Genomic DNA, 15,335 nt, shown 5'->3' on the forward strand with positions numbered 1-15,335 from the left:
TGGCCTCAAACTGCGTCTTTCGACTTGTTTGAAGCCTACTCAACTGTGCGGGGGTAGCCCGACGAAGCGAAAATCATTCAATTTTCTACTTCTTGCCCACTCCCATGTTTATTAATGACGTACTCAGCCCGTTATACCATGACTAATCAAAGCCAGATAGACATAAATATAACGTAATACTATTTTGACCTAATACTTAATTAATCAAAGTCAGATACTAACAAAAAAACCCATAATACTGCTTAGACCTATGTTCCCATATTAATTCATTTTCAGTAATAGCCTCTACGTTCACTTAACGTAATTCTCATTTACCCACAAACTTTATATATACATGACCGGACAGAAAAAATCTGCCCGGTCTACTGAATTACATTTTAATCTTTATTAGTTACGGTGACGTTTACGGAAAAATGGTGGTGTATCTAATTCGTCGTCTTCGATAATATCATTTTTACGAGTCACTTCATTATCATTACGTTGGAATGTACGTTGAGGAACTTCATTTGAAACCTCACGTGTATTTTGTTCACGTTTAATATCCCAATTACTGAATAAATCTCGTTCTTCTTTTTGACGAGGAACATTTAATTCAGGTCCACCTTGATTAGATGGTGGATTCGGTGTATTACCCGATTGTGGTTGATTATGATTGACATTTGCTTCACGTTCATTTCCAATTTGATTATAACCACTTGTTGACGTGAAGGTTGTACGTTGTTGACGTGGGTTAATTTTATTGCGTTCAGATTTTTCTTGTTCAATACCAGTCGCAATAACTGTCACTACTACTTCATCACCTAAGTTTTCGTTAATTGACGTACCGAAGATAATATTGACATCACCTGACGAAGCATTAGCAACAATCTCACTTGCATCTTGAGCTTCAAATAAGGTTAAGTCTGAACCGCCTGTAATATTTAATAAGATTTGCTCTGCGCCATCGATTGATACTTCTAACAATGGTGAAGAAATAGCTTTTTTAGTCGCTTCAGCTGTACGATTTTCACCACTTGCTGTACCAATTCCCATTAAAGCAGTACCTTGGTCTTTCATTACAGTTTTAACGTCAGCAAAGTCTAAGTTTACATAACCAGGAGAGGTAATTAAATCTGAAATCCCTTGTACCCCTTGACGTAAAACATTATCTGCTTCACTAAATGCTTCTAACATTGGCGTTTTACGGTCTACAATTTCTAAAAGACGATTATTTGAAATTACGACTAAAGTATCAACACTGTCTTTTAAATTTTTCAATCCTTCAGCAGCATAGCGTCCACGTTTAGGACCTTCAAAAGTAAATGGTCGAGTCACAACCCCAACAGTTAAAGCGCCTAATTCTTTCGCAATTTTTGCGACAATTGGGGCAGCACCAGTACCGGTACCTCCACCCATTCCGGCAGTAACAAATACTAAGTCCGCACCTTCTAAAACGCTACGGATTTGTTCTTCACTTTCTTCAGCAGCACGTTGACCAATTTCTGGTAATGATCCTGCTCCTAATCCTTTAGTTAATTTTGAACCTAATTGGATTTTAGTTGTTGCTTGTGAACCAGCTAAGGCTTGGGTATCGGTATTCGCAACGATAAATTCAACACCTTGAACATCTTCTACAATCATACGATTGACGGCATTACCACCTGCACCACCAACACCAATAACTTTAATTACCGCGCCAGTCTGATTCATTGATGAATCGAAAGATAATTCCATTATAATTTCCTCCTAATTTCATGACTAATCAAAAAATGTATTGAAAAATGCTTTTACTTTTGAAGCAACTGAATTTTCATTGCTTGGTTCTTCATAAACACCTTGGTTAGTTTCCTCTTCATAATATTCATTTTCGATATATCGTTGATTTTCTTGACCACTCGTTTTTTGATATTGATCATAATTTGCTCTTGGTCTTTCAGTTCTTGGACTCATTTCGGACATCGGTCTATGATATTGAGTCGTTTGTCTATTAGGTTGAGCTGGGTAATAGTCATTACTTGCATCGTGATTTTGTTCAGGTTGTTGCGCCGGACGACTATTAGGTCGATAAGTTCCTTGAGCAATCCGATGAACATCATCTAAGCCTGCAACATATTCGATAATTCCCATACTAGTAGAAAAGACTGGATTGCGCATCCCCATCTGTTCGGGAATGAATAGACGCACTTTACTACCAAAAAATTTTTGTGCTAATTCCAAGACACCTGGTAATGATGCTGCACCCCCGGTAATTACAAAACCACCTGGTAAATCAAGAGCATCCACAGCCCCTAGGTCTTCATGTATCGTTTCAAAAATTTGAGCTAAACGCGCTTCAATAATTTCTGCTAAATAACGCTCATCTACACGAACAGGCTCTTTTTTACCTACTGTCTCAACGGGGAAATATTCTTCATCTGAAGTTTGACTAGCAATTGCATACCCGTATTCACGCTTAATCCGCTCAGCACTTTCTAAAGATGTATTCAAAATAATTGAAATGTCTTTAGTAACAAAATCGCCACCTTCTTGATCGACGAAAGAATATTTTAATTGATTATCATAAATAATTGAAGCAGAGGTTTGTCCCCCACCCATGTCAATAATGACGGTACCAAATTCACGTTCATCTTGACTTAATGCTACTTCAGCAATTGCTTGTGGTTGTAAAACCAATTCTTTAATCACTAAGCCGGCTTTTTCAACACAACGTTTAATGTTATGAATAATCGTTCTTGGTCCTGTTAATAAGGTCGCATATAATTCTAAGCGAACACCTATCATTCCGCGTGGATCACGTATACCGTTAAACCCATCTACCACAAATTCTTCTGGAATAACCGAAATGATTTCTCTTTCTGGTGCCACAGAGCGAACTTTAGCCGCGGTAATCACATTATCCACATCACGATTGGTAATCTCTCTATTTTCATTCGATACAGCAATCATTCCATGACAAGATTCTAAACCTAATTTATTACTTGGAATGCCGACCGATACTTCTTTAATTTTAACATTAGATTTTTGTTCCGCTAATGTAACAGCCTGTTGAATCGAGTAAACTGTTTCGTCAATATCAACGATCACGCCTCTACTTAATCCTCTTGACTTTACATTACCAACACCAATGATGTTAATTTGTCCATTAATATATTCTGCTACCACAACTTTAATCGATGTGGTGCCGATATCTAAACTCACAAAAATTTCATGATTTCTCATTACAATATGTAACCCCCTTAACGTAGTTTTATGTATTATAGGAGTTGTGTCTACCTCTAATAGCTCTCTACAATTTTAACACAAAATAAATTTATATTGAAGATAAAACTTCAAATAGTACCAGAAATATTTATTAATTATCTAAATTAGTATCAAGTTTAATATTATTATTCCCTTCCGTTTCTGGTGTGAAGTAAGCTCCTACTTCTAAATTAACAGTTCCCATTTGGTCGCCAATAATTTTTTTCATGGCAGGATATTTATTAATTTTTTCAGCCACGGTAGAAGTGACGGCTTTGACATACATCCCGTCTTTCATTTTCATCGATAAATGATTTGGACGATTCAGATCCTTCGATAATTCAATGGTATCGATTAAAGCTAGGACATCTGGTTCAACTCTTCTTAAAGCCGTTGCTACTGTTACTAATTTACCTTTTTGTTCAACATTTAAAATTCTTGGTAAATTAAATCGGTCCATATTCTCTTGCAAATATTTATTGGATTCCACTAAGATTTCACCATTTTCCAATAAAGGATATAATTCCCCTTCAATTTCTACAATCGCCACAATATGATATTCTGCAACTTTAATATCCATTTGTTTCCAATTAACACGATCAAAAACAACGCCCGAAACAATAGGATTGGTTTGAATAATATTCTTTTCGATTTGTTCTCTATTAGCCATGACATTTTTAATTGTATCAAGAGAGCGAATCCTAGAAGAATGAGCAACCATTTCCGATTCTGCAATTTCATTACCGGAAACGGTTAAATGATTGACTTTATTAAAAGGGGCTAATTGCCACCAGAATGTCCACATTAAAATGAAAATTACGGCAGTCACACTAGCTAATTCAATTCGGCCAGTTGGCAACCCTTTAGTCCAATTAATGGGTGCTTTCTCTGGTTTACTTCTTACAATTCTTTGATTAGATGTTATAACGTCATTTACTTCTGCTTCTAATTGGTTGTTAAATTGTCGCACATTCTCTAAATCATCTTCAAAAATATTTGGCATTATAACACCTCCTTCAAAAAATTCTAATAATTGAAGCTTGATTATTGATTGAGAGCAGCAATTAATTCATTAAATTGTGCCCCTCGTTCTTCAAACGATTGGTACTGATCCCAACTTGCACAAGCAGGCGATAATAATACAACATCGCCACTTTCAGCATATGATTGCGCGGCTTTCGTTGCTTGTTCTAAATTATCTAGCATCACAATTTCTTCAATCTGAGCTTGTTCCATAGCTTCTTTCATAATTTCTTTTGATTCACCATATAAAATAGCAACCTTGACATTTTCTAAATATGGTATTAATCCATCAAATCTAATGCCACGGTCCAAGCCGCCACCAATATAGACTGTTGGTTCAGTAAAACTCTTTAATGCAGTAATGGTTGCATCAGGATTAGTCGCTTTGGAGTCATTATAATAACGAATACCATTATAACTCCCAACAGGTTGGATACGATATTCAACACCTTGATAATCCATAATTGTATCGTGAATAATGTTGTTAGGAACGTTTAATATTTTGGTAATTGCAATAGCAACTAAAATGTTCTCAATATTATGCTCACCGGGAATTTGAATATCGTTTTCTTTCATAATTAATTCGCCTTTAAAGTATAAACCACCATTTTCATAATACGCTCCAGTTTGTCGTACTGAATCCGTTAAATTTAATCTAGCAAATGGTACTTTATTAGCAGGCGATTCAATCACATAGCTCGCAAGTTCTTTTTGATCTGCATTAAAGACTATAAAGTCATGATTATCTTGGTTTTGAATAAGTCGTAATTTTGCTTTAACATATTCTTCTCTTGAACCATGATAATCTAGGTGAGCGGAGAAGATATTCGTAATGGCAGCAATATGTGGTTTGAATTTATCTGTTCCCATCAGTTGAAAACTCGATAGTTCCATCGTTACCACATCATTTTGTTTTACTTTTGGTAAAACCGATAGTGTCGGAATACCAATATTACCTGCTAAATGGGCATGATACTGACTATTTTGTAAAATATTATTAACCAAGGTAGTAGTGGTTGTTTTACCGTTACTGCCCGTTATACCAATTAATATTCCCGGATTATACCAATCGAAAATTTCAATATCAGTATAAATAGGAATCTCTTGTGCAATAGCCGCCTGTAATAATTCAATTTGATAAGGAATACCAGGGTTTTTAACAATAAAGTCAAAGTTTTCGTTTAAAAGTGTAACTGGTTGCTCTTTATCAACAACGATAACGCCTTTAGCTTTTAATTCTTTAATTGATGGTTCTTCGCTTAAATCATTTAAATCGTTGATTGTGACATTCGCACCTTGAGAAACTAAAAATTCAGCGGCTCCTCTTCCCGTTCTAGCGTAACCTAAAACCAATACTTTTTTATCTTTTAAATCCATTTTGACACCTTAAATCCTTTTTTATTTGAATAAGCTAATATAAATCATCGCGGCAATCATACCAACTAACCAAAAGACATAAACGACTTTCGATTCAGACCATCCACTCATCTCAAAATGATGGTGAATCGGACTCATTTTAAAAATACGTTTACCTGTTGTTTTGAATGACCATACTTGTAAAATAACACTTGCTGTTTCCACAACAAATACAAAACCTATGATCAATAAACTCCATGGATTGTTCAATAAAATTGATATAACGGCTAATCCAGCACCTAAAGCAAGTGAGCCTACATCGCCCATAAATATTTTCGCTGGTTTCTTATTATAAATTAAGAATCCCAATAAGGCACCTACCACTACAAAACAAGCTAAGGCAATAGCCTGCGCACCTTGATTAATAGCAATGGCAAAATAAGCACTATAAGCAATAATATTCAGTCCTGTTGCTAGGCCATCTAAACCATCGGTAAGATTAACGGCATTGGAAAATCCATTAATCCAAACACCAGCAAAAACAATTAAGATAACAGGATTGGTAATTTGTATAAACCCTAAGGGGATGGATATTTTATATTGATGTAATACGCCAATCAACATAATAACGATTGAAAAGATGATTTGCAAAATGAATTTCTGTTTGGCGGTTAATCCTTCATTTTGCTTTTTGAAGATACTAATAAAATCATCTACAAAGCCTATTCCTCCAAATAATAAGAAGGTTAAGAGGATCATCCAAACACTACCTTCCAGTAATTTCATTAACCATGCACTGATTAATAAAGTAACTAATATTGCAAAAACAAATACCGTTCCACCCATGGTAGGAGTTCCCGTTTTAACTTCATGCCACGTTGGACCTTCCTCACGAGTTGTTTGACCGATCTTTTTATAATTAAAATAACCAATAAAAAATGGCATAATTGAGACAGTAATCGCGAAGCTTACTGCCAATGGTAAAGCTAATTCCATATTTTTTCACCTAATGTCCTATTTATTTTTTCTTAAAGTAGCTTTAATTACCTCAACTTCATTATAAGGGACATAATCATCCCCAATGACTTGATATAATTCGCCACCTTTACCTGTAAAAACAACCGTATCATGTTCATTTGCCTGATTCAATGCGAAGGCTATCGCTTGTTCTCTTTTTTCAATAATTGTATAGTCTACTTCATTATGCTGACCAATTATTTCCTGACAAATTTTTTGAACCGGCTCATGGCGTGGATTATCGGCTGTAAAAACGATATAATCTGAATATTTAAAGACGATGTCCCCTATTTCAGGACGAGCCCCACTATCTCGATTACCTCCACTATGTCCGATTAAAGTAATTAATCTTCCTTGCTTTTTAGCTGATAATTCTTTTAAAACATTTTCGATAGCATCTGGTGTATGGGCAAAATCCACTACTACTTTATAGGGTTGTCCTTCATCAACTAATTGCATGCGACCACTCACACCTTCAAACTCACCGCTTACTCGAATAATTTCTTCGGTAGAATAGCCATAATAATATTTCAAACATAAAAAGGCTGCCATATAATTTGCCACATTATAATCACCTAGCATTTTTAAAATAACTTGATGTGGACGTTGATTAACCCAGAGCTTAAACTTAGTTTGGTTATCTACTACTTCAATGTCTGTAGCATAAACGGTGGCATCAGCGTTACCAATACTATAAGTGGCTACTTCAGCAGCTGTAGCTTGAGCCATCAGCTGACTGTATTCATCATCTAAATTAACAATCGCTAGTTTTGGTCGCCCATTCGATAATTTTTGACCTAATTGGGCGAACAATAAACTTTTAGCATAAGCATAATGCTCCATTGTATGATGAAAATCTAAATGTTCGCGTGATAAGTTGGTAAAAATTGCACAGTCGACTTCAGTATACCATAAACGACCTAATTGCAAAGCGTGTGATGACGCCTCAATGATTGCATCTTGACACTCTTCTACTACCATTTCATTAAATAATCGTTGTAATTCTAAAGCATTCGGAGTAGTGTTGACTGCGGGATAATATTTTTCGTTGACCTTATAATGTAAGGTTCCTAACAAGCCCGTTTTATGACCTAATCTCGTTAACCAATCACTAATCATTGAACTTGTGGTTGTTTTGCCATTCGTACCCGTGATCGCTGTTATCGCTAATCTTTCTGATGGACGGTGATAAAATTGATTAGCTAGGATTGCTTGAGCACGAAAAGTTGAATCTACTAATATAATAGTCGCATTTAAGTTTTGCCATGCTTCACGATATTCTTCTACCACTACAACATTGGCACCCGCTTTAACTGCTAGTTCGATAGCATGATGCCCATCAAAATGTTCACCACGTATCGCAATATAACAACTGTTCGCGATAATTTTGCGTGTATCATTCACTAATAAACTAATCTCTTTATTTGCTAATGGTTCTCCATAAATAGCTTTTAATCGAAGGACTTCGATTAAATCTGTCGCTTTCATGTATTTCCTTCTTTCTTTACTGATTAATATAAATCGATTCAATAAACGGATGGAATGTTTGGGCTAAAATCTGTGAACCAATTAGGCCTTTCTTATCCGTTGGTTGTTTCATATAAAGATACATCATATACTTTGGGTCCTCAGCCGGAAAAAAAGCCACTACCGAGTCGGTATAATCATTCGGCCCAGTTAAATAACCGGTACCATCTTCATTGGCAATTTCAGCGGTACCTGTTTTAGCCGCTACTTTAACGATGTCACTCTTGAATGGTTTTGCCGTCCCATAATCTTTTTCAACGGTATCGACCATTAAGCCTAAGACATGATCAGCAGCTTCTTTGGAAATAGGTTGTCCTAATTCTTGTACTTTATACTGATTATTTTTTTCGCCAATACCTTCGATGTATTGAACCTTAACCATTGTACCATGATTTGCAATAGAGGTAAAAGCTTGAAGCAATTGAATCGGTGTTGTCGAAAATGCTTGGCCAAAACTTGACATATATCGCGATACGGGATTATCAAAACTAAAGGTGCCGTCAATTTCATTAATTAATCCTGAGTTAGTTGATTTTCCAAATCCAAATTTATCAAGTTCGTCTATCCATTTTTCTTCACCGAGTCGCTCAATTAAAGTGACCATCGCCGTATTACTTGAACGAGCTAAACCTTCTTCAAAGGTAATATCTCCCCATCCATATAAATTATGATCATTAATTTTAGTATCAAATATTTCAATCGTTCCCGAATGATACTTTTCGTCTGGCTGATATAGATTATGGTCATAAGCGACACTCATCGTTAATATTTTGATTGTTGATCCCGGTTCATAAGCATCTTCGGTTAAAAAATTTCGCCATTCTTTATCAATGCCTTCACGGGTATTTAAATTAAACGAAGGCCGTTGAGCCGCTGCAATTAATTTACCGGTTTTCACTTCTACTAGGTAAGCTCCCATCTCTTTTGGTTGGTAAGTAGTAATGGCGGTATTTAATAAATCCTCTAGTTGATTTTGTAAGCGACTATCGAGCGTTAAGTAAAGATCATCACCAGATAAATAATTAAGGTTATTCGATGCTTCCCATTGTTCTCGGTAGTCTTTCGCACCACTTAACTGTTCATCGTAGCTTAATTCAATCCCTAACTGTCCTTTTAATATTTCAGCGTCTTCATAATCATCATTTTCTCCTGCCATTAAGGGCGTCGCATAGCCTATTAAATGGGAAGCAAAAAAGTCATTAATGTACTGACGCGTTGTTTCACTCGCAAAATAGACACCCGGTAAGTTGGCTTCTTCAATTTTCTCTTTTACTTCTTTTGATAAATTACGACCGGCTTCACCAAATTCAATTTGATTAGCATCCGGATTACGCAATAAGGTTAAAACTTGATCACGGGTTAAATCAATATTCTCAGATAGTACTTTGGCGGTTAAATCATAATCTTTTACAATTACTTCCTCATCGGCATTTCTTAAAATTGCAAATAAAGAATAAGAAGTAGTATCCATGGCAATCGGTTGATCTTTAGAATCAAAAATCGTCCCTCTTCTTGCTTGTGTAATACTACTTCTTTCATTGGCTATTTCAGTGTAACTAACTAAATCGACGCCATTTACTGATTTTAGAACAGTTAATTGCACAATTCTAGTAATAAATAATACACACATTACTACAGCCGTCATAGCCAAAATAAATATGTTTAGCTTACTACTTTTCATTATTACTCAACTGACCTCACTCTCGATGAATCAATGTTTAAATTGCCTTCTTTAGCTGCTTTTTTTATTATTTCATAATTATATTGGTCACTAATTTTATTATAAATAGTGTCTGTATGTGTCTGAAGAGTTGAAATCTCTGATTCATAGTTTCTAACTGCGATTTCAGCTTCAGCTGTCTTTTGTTGCATTATTAAATTAAATGCGATTAACACGGTGCAAACTAACATGACTCCCATTAACACCAAGGCATGAATCCGTGTAAAGACAAATACAGATGTTCCTGTTTTACTAATCGATGCGTCAAATGGTTGAGAATAAGTTTGATGATTCATTGTTGGATATTCAGTTGTTTTGCTTATTACTTCCGCCATTTTTATCACCTCATGAAATATCAAATGTTAGTTTGATATTTTTTCTCTTTATTGTTTTATTCTTTCAATTATTCTTAACTTAGCACTACGAGAACGATTGTTCTCAGATAGTTCTTCTTCACTTGCGACAATAGGTTTACGATTAACCAATGTATAATCAGCACTAGCTATTGTGGGTAACACTGGTAAATTATGTGGTATTTCAGGTGCAGTACTTAATTCTTTAAAATATTGTTTTACAAATCGATCTTCTAAAGAATGGAAAGTAATGGCGCTAATACGTCCACCAACTTTTAATAATTTAACTGCTTGTTGCATTGAATCTTCTAAGGCTCCTAATTCATCATTTACTGCAATACGGATTGCTTGGAAAGTTCTTTTAGCAGGATGGCCCCCTGTTCTTCTCGTTGCAGCTGGAATTGAAGTTTTGACAATTTCTGCTAATTGTGTCGTCGTCTCAATCGGCGCAATTGAACGTTCTTTTTCAATATTACGTGCAATACGTTTGGCAAATTTTTCTTCACCATATCGAAATATTATTTTCATTAATTCTTCAAAAGGCCACTGATTGACTACTTCGTAAGCAGTCAATGCTGCCTCTTGATTCATTCTCATATCTAAACGTGCTTCTTGATGATAACTAAATCCTCTTTGTGCAACATCTAATTGTGGGGAGGAAACTCCTAAATCATAGTAAACGCCGTCGACTTCAGTTACACCATAAGTCGCTAACGCTTCGGTTATATTTCTAAAATTATTATGAATAAAGATTACTTTACCCTTTTCGACTTCGTCTGCTAATTCTTTTTTCGCATTCTCAATCGCCACCATATCCTGGTCAAAGGCATAAAGTCTTCCATCATCATTTAATTGGGATAGGATATATTTGGCATGTCCAGCCCCACCTAATGTACAGTCAACATAAATGCCATTTGGTTTAATATTTAGACCATCAATTGTCTCTTTTAATAACACTGTATAGTGCTCAAATGACATAATCTCACTCCTAATTAAAATCCAAAATCAAACAAATCTTCTGCAATATTTTCAAATTCATCATCATTCATTTCAGAAAAATTATTCCATTGTTCGCTACTCCAAATCTCGATACGGTCTGACACGCCGACCACACGGCATTCCTTATCGATTTTTGCGAACTCTATTAAATTTTTCGGTAAATTAACACGTCCTTGACGGTCAAACTCTACTTCAGTGGCAGCTGAGTAGAATAAACGCGTAAAAGTACGTGCATCTTTTTTTGACAAAGGTAAATTTTTCAATTTTTCATGGATGGTTTCCCAACTTGACATCGGAAATCCAAACAAGCATCCATCCATCCCACGAGTGATAATAAAACGCTCACCCAAATCAGGTCTGAATTTTGCAGGCATAATGAGTCGCCCTTTTGTGTCAATATTATGTTGATATTCACCAATAAGCACGACCCTTCACCCACTTTCTAATGCTTTGATTATAGTTTACCACAATTCCCCACAACGTACCACTTTTTCCTAAAAATTATCAAAAAAATTACGACTTTAATAATAGAAAGTCGCTAAACGTTGATATAATAAGGTTTATATTTAAATAAAAAAGTGGGGGATTTTCCCATAATAGTGGTAGAATCCCCCATGAAACACCTATAAATAAAAAAAGGTGGGGGATTATCCCACAAAATACGTAAATAATCTTAAAATCACTAAGCCAAGAAAAAAAGCCGATAAATGTTGAAATAATAATTTACTTGCCATTAAATAATAATTTTTAAAGGTAAAGTGATCAATGCGACGCACATAATCATATAATTGCAAAACTAAAATAAAACATGAAAAAAATAAAATAAACGGCACTAAATTATAATCAAAAATAAGCCACCCTAATAAATAAATGGAGGTTAGCCATAATGGTATTAAAATGATAGCCATCGTCAGTGGCCACTCTTTAAAAAATTTCAGATACTCTTTGAAATACTTTTGAATTAAATAAACCATTAAAATAGGCATAATATAAATCATTAGTTCACTTAATGAAAATGGGTACATGCTATCACCTTCTAAAAAAGAGGCAAGGCAAAGTCATCATTTTTTTGCCAAACCTCCGTATCAAAATAATTGTTCTGTGCTATTTTACAAAATTAATAATATGTTGCCAAGTATCACGATTTAATACTTCCCAATAATTACCATCTCCTATGAGACAATAACCAACAAACAACCCAATCACTACAAACAAAATAAGTAATAATAGGTAAAGGATTATTTTTAATATTAATTTCAATGCTTTAATGAGCATCGATTCTGTAAGATAGGTTTCGCTCATAAGAATCATCCTTTTATTATCCAATTAATCGTCTCTTAAGTCGTAAGAACCAACGTTTTAGTTTGTGTTTTTCGGAAACATTTTTTCGTTCTAATTTTCCACTTAAGATTAATTCTAACATGAGGCCGGTACCAATCGCAACACAACTCATTGGTTGTTCTGCTCTTAAAGCGCTAACCCCTAATTCCTCGGTTAAATATGTATCCAAATGATAAGTCATCGCGCCACCACCAGTTAAAATAATCCCTTTTTCAATAATGTCACCTACCATTTCCGGTTCGGTATCTTCCAAAATACGTCTTGCTGTACGTGCGATTATTTGCAATTGTGGCCGGATTGCTTCGTAAATATGATTAGAAGTGACATTTAATGATCTTGGTAATCCCGATACTAAATCGCGACCTTTCAAATCATATGTTGCTAGTTCCCCTTCTTCAACAGGTAAAGCACTCGCCAACAATTTTTTTACTTCTTCAGCGGAGCGCTCGCCAATTAATAAATTATGATGCTCCTTAAAATATTGGACGATTGCTAAATCAAAGTCATCCCCTGCGACCTTTAAAGATTCACTATTAACAATTTCGCCTGATGAAATCACTGCGATGTCTGTGGTCCCGCCACCGATATCCATAATCATGTTAGCAGAAGCATCCGTTAAATCAATCCCTGCTCCGACAGCAGCAATTTTCGATTCTTCCTCAATAAAAATTCGACCGCCAATTGCTCTTTCTGTTGCTTCAACTAGTGACAATTGTTCAATTTCACTTATATTAGAAGGGCAACAGATTAACACATTGGGTTTAGAAAACCAGCGTCGTGCATGAATTTTTTCTAAAAATAGAACTAACATTGCTTCAGCTAAATCAAAATCAGCAATCACACCACCTTTTAAAGGATGGACGATTTCAATTGATTCTGGCGTTCGCCCTATCATTTCATAGGCACGTTTACCAACCTCAATAATTTCATGTGACCGGCTGTCTACCGCCACTACTGAAGGTTCGTTGACCACAATGCCGCGCCCTTTAAAATGAATTAACACATTTGCAGTACCGAAATCAATTCCTATATCTCTGCTCATATGTTCACCTCATTTTGCCTACTTAGACAGTTACAGGCTTCGTATTGGATTGATTCAATGAATGAATGTCAACACGTTCTATATTCGCCCCTAAAGCAATTAGTTTTTCATGGAATTTATAATATCCACGATCTAAATATTGTAATTCGGAAACACGGGTTAATCCTTTTGCAGTTAAACCTGCAATAATTAAAGCAGCAGCCGCTCGCAAATCAGTCGCTTTAACGCTAGCCCCTGTTAATTCAGATGGTCCGTACATAGCGACGGTTTGTCGATCAACTTTAAATTCTGCACCCATACGACGTAATTCTTCAAAATGCATAAAACGATTTTCAAATACTGTTTCAGTTAAAACTGAACTACCTTCTGCTAATAATTGTGCGATAGTCATTTGAGCTTGCATATCCGTTGGAAAACCAGGGTGTGGTAAAGTTTTTACATCAACTGGTTTTAATTTCTCAGGACCTTGAACACGAATACCGTCTTGATAGTCCTCAATAACAACACCCATTTCTCTTAATTTACTAATTAGTGGACGATTGTGCTCAGCGATTGCTCCTTCAATATAGACATCACCTTTTGTAACAGCTGCCGCTACCATAAAGGTTCCCGCTTCAATTCGATCTGGTACCACGGAATGTTCTGTTCCATGTAATGTTTGCACACCTTCAATACGAATTGTCTCTGTACCAGCTCCGACGACATGAGCACCCATTTTATTTAAAAAATTCGCTAAATCAACAATCTCTGGTTCACGGGCCACGTTTTCAATGATAGTGGTTCCTTCGGCATAAACAGCTGCCATCATAATGTTTTCAGTAGCTCCGACACTTGGAAAATCTAAATATATACGCGCTCCAACTAATTTATCAGCTGTTGCTTCAACATAGCCGGCAGCACGTGTAATCTTCGCGCCTAAAGCTTCAAATCCTTTTAAATGTAAATCAATCGGTCTTGACCCAATCGCACAACCACCTGGCATTGCGACACGAGCATGACCAAATCGTGCTAATAATGGTCCCATTACAACAATAGAAGCACGCATCTTGCTAACAAAATCATAGTCAGCCGTTGTTAAGATATCACCTGTTGCATCTAAAATCATCGTATTGTTCTCTGTATCAAATTTATTTTTTACATTAATATTGTTCAATAATTCATTAATTGTATAGACATCTGATAGAACTGGAACATTTGACAAGTATGTCTTACCCTCTTCAACCAAAATAGAAGCAGCTAAAATGGGTAATACGGCATTTTTCGCTCCTTCAACCTTAACAGATCCCTCTAAGCGATTACCGCCTTGTACTAAAATTTCTTCCATATTCAATTTATTCCCCTTTAGTTTTACCTTATCGTTTTGGAGCGAACGATAAGTCGATTTAATTATAGGAATATACTGTATAAAATACTACGCAATAATTCCATGATCGTAATAACAAACGAGCCAGTAAGATGTCCCAGTGCGATGCTTGCTAAAATACAAACATACTGAGCATAAACATAATTTCTTTTGGAAAATAATTTACGCCAATCAATTTTTTCTAAAATCATATAAGACATCATGACGAATAAAAATCTTACAAGCAGTACTGCCATACCATTTGCTGTTGTCATTTTATTCTCACCCCTCGTTTCTTTTCTATCATAGCATAAAATAAATTTAAATACACCCAAAAGTTATTTTGTAATCAAAATTTTTAAAAGGCAAATTTCAAGTTTAAATTAGCCAGCGTAC

The 15,335-nt window shown here is 35.5% G+C and carries 15 protein-coding genes; all 15 read right to left on the reverse strand.

From position 1 onward, the window contains the following. Positions 1–387: 387 nt before the first annotated feature. Positions 388–1,713, reverse strand: a complete 1,326-nt coding sequence (gene ftsZ, locus HMPREF2811_RS07400) for a cell division protein FtsZ (RefSeq protein ID WP_071408783.1) — start codon at positions 1,711–1,713, stop codon at positions 388–390. A 24-nt stretch (positions 1,714–1,737) separates the two neighbouring features. Continuing rightward, positions 1,738–3,198, reverse strand: a complete 1,461-nt coding sequence (gene ftsA, locus HMPREF2811_RS07405) for a cell division protein FtsA (protein ID WP_071408784.1) — start codon at positions 3,196–3,198, stop codon at positions 1,738–1,740. A gap of 133 nt (positions 3,199–3,331) precedes the next feature. Next, positions 3,332–4,222: a cell division protein FtsQ/DivIB gene (locus tag HMPREF2811_RS07410; protein ID WP_071408785.1), complete on the reverse strand. Its 891-nt coding sequence runs from the start codon at positions 4,220–4,222 to the stop codon at positions 3,332–3,334. A gap of 41 nt (positions 4,223–4,263) precedes the next feature. Next, positions 4,264–5,619 (reverse strand): UDP-N-acetylmuramoyl-L-alanine--D-glutamate ligase, encoded by a 1,356-nt coding sequence (murD, locus tag HMPREF2811_RS07415; protein ID WP_071408786.1) that lies wholly within the window; start codon positions 5,617–5,619, stop codon positions 4,264–4,266. Positions 5,620–5,640: 21 nt separating this feature from the next. Next, the gene (mraY, locus tag HMPREF2811_RS07420) at positions 5,641–6,594 is read right to left on the reverse strand and encodes a phospho-N-acetylmuramoyl-pentapeptide-transferase (protein ID WP_071408787.1); all 954 of its coding nucleotides are present in this window, start codon (positions 6,592–6,594) and stop codon (positions 5,641–5,643) included. Between the two features lie 18 nt (positions 6,595–6,612). Continuing rightward, positions 6,613–8,103, reverse strand: a complete 1,491-nt coding sequence (locus HMPREF2811_RS07425) for a UDP-N-acetylmuramoyl-L-alanyl-D-glutamate--2,6-diaminopimelate ligase (protein ID WP_071408788.1) — start codon at positions 8,101–8,103, stop codon at positions 6,613–6,615. 16 nt (positions 8,104–8,119) lie between these two features. Beyond that, on the reverse strand, positions 8,120–9,823 hold the full coding sequence (locus HMPREF2811_RS07430; RefSeq protein ID WP_071408789.1) for a peptidoglycan D,D-transpeptidase FtsI family protein: 1,704 nt from the start codon (positions 9,821–9,823) through the stop codon (positions 8,120–8,122). A 2-nt stretch (positions 9,824–9,825) separates the two neighbouring features. Next, positions 9,826–10,197, reverse strand: coding sequence for a hypothetical protein (locus HMPREF2811_RS07435; protein ID WP_071408790.1), 372 nt, complete (start codon positions 10,195–10,197; stop codon positions 9,826–9,828). A 48-nt stretch (positions 10,198–10,245) separates the two neighbouring features. Next, positions 10,246–11,193, reverse strand: coding sequence for a 16S rRNA (cytosine(1402)-N(4))-methyltransferase RsmH (gene rsmH / locus HMPREF2811_RS07440; protein ID WP_066125389.1), 948 nt, complete (start codon positions 11,191–11,193; stop codon positions 10,246–10,248). Positions 11,194–11,207: 14 nt separating this feature from the next. Further along, positions 11,208–11,639, reverse strand: coding sequence for a division/cell wall cluster transcriptional repressor MraZ (mraZ, locus tag HMPREF2811_RS07445; RefSeq protein WP_066125391.1), 432 nt, complete (start codon positions 11,637–11,639; stop codon positions 11,208–11,210). A 222-nt stretch (positions 11,640–11,861) separates the two neighbouring features. Beyond that, on the reverse strand, positions 11,862–12,239 hold the full coding sequence (locus HMPREF2811_RS07450; RefSeq protein ID WP_071408791.1) for a hypothetical protein: 378 nt from the start codon (positions 12,237–12,239) through the stop codon (positions 11,862–11,864). Positions 12,240–12,318: 79 nt separating this feature from the next. Then, positions 12,319–12,516 (reverse strand): DNA-directed RNA polymerase subunit beta, encoded by a 198-nt coding sequence (locus HMPREF2811_RS07455; RefSeq protein ID WP_071408795.1) that lies wholly within the window; start codon positions 12,514–12,516, stop codon positions 12,319–12,321. A 16-nt stretch (positions 12,517–12,532) separates the two neighbouring features. Continuing rightward, on the reverse strand, positions 12,533–13,597 hold the full coding sequence (locus HMPREF2811_RS07460; protein ID WP_071408792.1) for a rod shape-determining protein: 1,065 nt from the start codon (positions 13,595–13,597) through the stop codon (positions 12,533–12,535). A 22-nt stretch (positions 13,598–13,619) separates the two neighbouring features. Continuing rightward, the gene (gene murA, locus HMPREF2811_RS07465; RefSeq protein WP_071408793.1) at positions 13,620–14,921 is read right to left on the reverse strand and encodes a UDP-N-acetylglucosamine 1-carboxyvinyltransferase; all 1,302 of its coding nucleotides are present in this window, start codon (positions 14,919–14,921) and stop codon (positions 13,620–13,622) included. A 62-nt stretch (positions 14,922–14,983) separates the two neighbouring features. Further along, a complete protein-coding gene (locus tag HMPREF2811_RS07470; RefSeq protein ID WP_071408794.1) occupies positions 14,984–15,214 on the reverse strand; it encodes a DUF1146 family protein in 231 nt (76 codons plus the stop codon). Between the last annotated feature and the right edge of the window lie 121 nt (positions 15,215–15,335).

The sequence above is a fragment of the Globicatella sp. HMSC072A10 genome, assembly GCF_001811625.1.
Lineage (GTDB): Bacteria > Bacillota > Bacilli > Lactobacillales > Aerococcaceae > Globicatella > Globicatella sanguinis.

Bases quoted from the DNA above. Each gene is read 5' to 3' on its own strand.
- ftsZ (WP_071408783.1), bottom strand. From the start codon at position 1,713: ATGGAATTATCTTTCGATTCATCAATGAATCAGACTGGCGCGGTAATT.
- ftsA (WP_071408784.1), bottom strand. From the start codon at position 3,198: ATGAGAAATCATGAAATTTTTGTGAGTTTAGATATCGGCACCACATCG.
- HMPREF2811_RS07410 (WP_071408785.1), bottom strand. From the start codon at position 4,222: ATGCCAAATATTTTTGAAGATGATTTAGAGAATGTGCGACAATTTAAC.
- murD (WP_071408786.1), bottom strand. From the start codon at position 5,619: ATGGATTTAAAAGATAAAAAAGTATTGGTTTTAGGTTACGCTAGAACG.
- mraY (WP_071408787.1), bottom strand. From the start codon at position 6,594: ATGGAATTAGCTTTACCATTGGCAGTAAGCTTCGCGATTACTGTCTCA.
- HMPREF2811_RS07425 (WP_071408788.1), bottom strand. From the start codon at position 8,103: ATGAAAGCGACAGATTTAATCGAAGTCCTTCGATTAAAAGCTATTTAT.
- HMPREF2811_RS07430 (WP_071408789.1), bottom strand. From the start codon at position 9,823: ATGAAAAGTAGTAAGCTAAACATATTTATTTTGGCTATGACGGCTGTA.
- HMPREF2811_RS07435 (WP_071408790.1), bottom strand. From the start codon at position 10,197: ATGGCGGAAGTAATAAGCAAAACAACTGAATATCCAACAATGAATCAT.
- rsmH (WP_066125389.1), bottom strand. From the start codon at position 11,193: ATGTCATTTGAGCACTATACAGTGTTATTAAAAGAGACAATTGATGGT.
- HMPREF2811_RS07450 (WP_071408791.1), bottom strand. From the start codon at position 12,239: ATGTACCCATTTTCATTAAGTGAACTAATGATTTATATTATGCCTATT.
- HMPREF2811_RS07455 (WP_071408795.1), bottom strand. From the start codon at position 12,516: ATGAGCGAAACCTATCTTACAGAATCGATGCTCATTAAAGCATTGAAA.
- HMPREF2811_RS07460 (WP_071408792.1), bottom strand. From the start codon at position 13,597: ATGAGCAGAGATATAGGAATTGATTTCGGTACTGCAAATGTGTTAATT.
- murA (WP_071408793.1), bottom strand. From the start codon at position 14,921: ATGGAAGAAATTTTAGTACAAGGCGGTAATCGCTTAGAGGGATCTGTT.
- HMPREF2811_RS07470 (WP_071408794.1), bottom strand. From the start codon at position 15,214: ATGACAACAGCAAATGGTATGGCAGTACTGCTTGTAAGATTTTTATTC.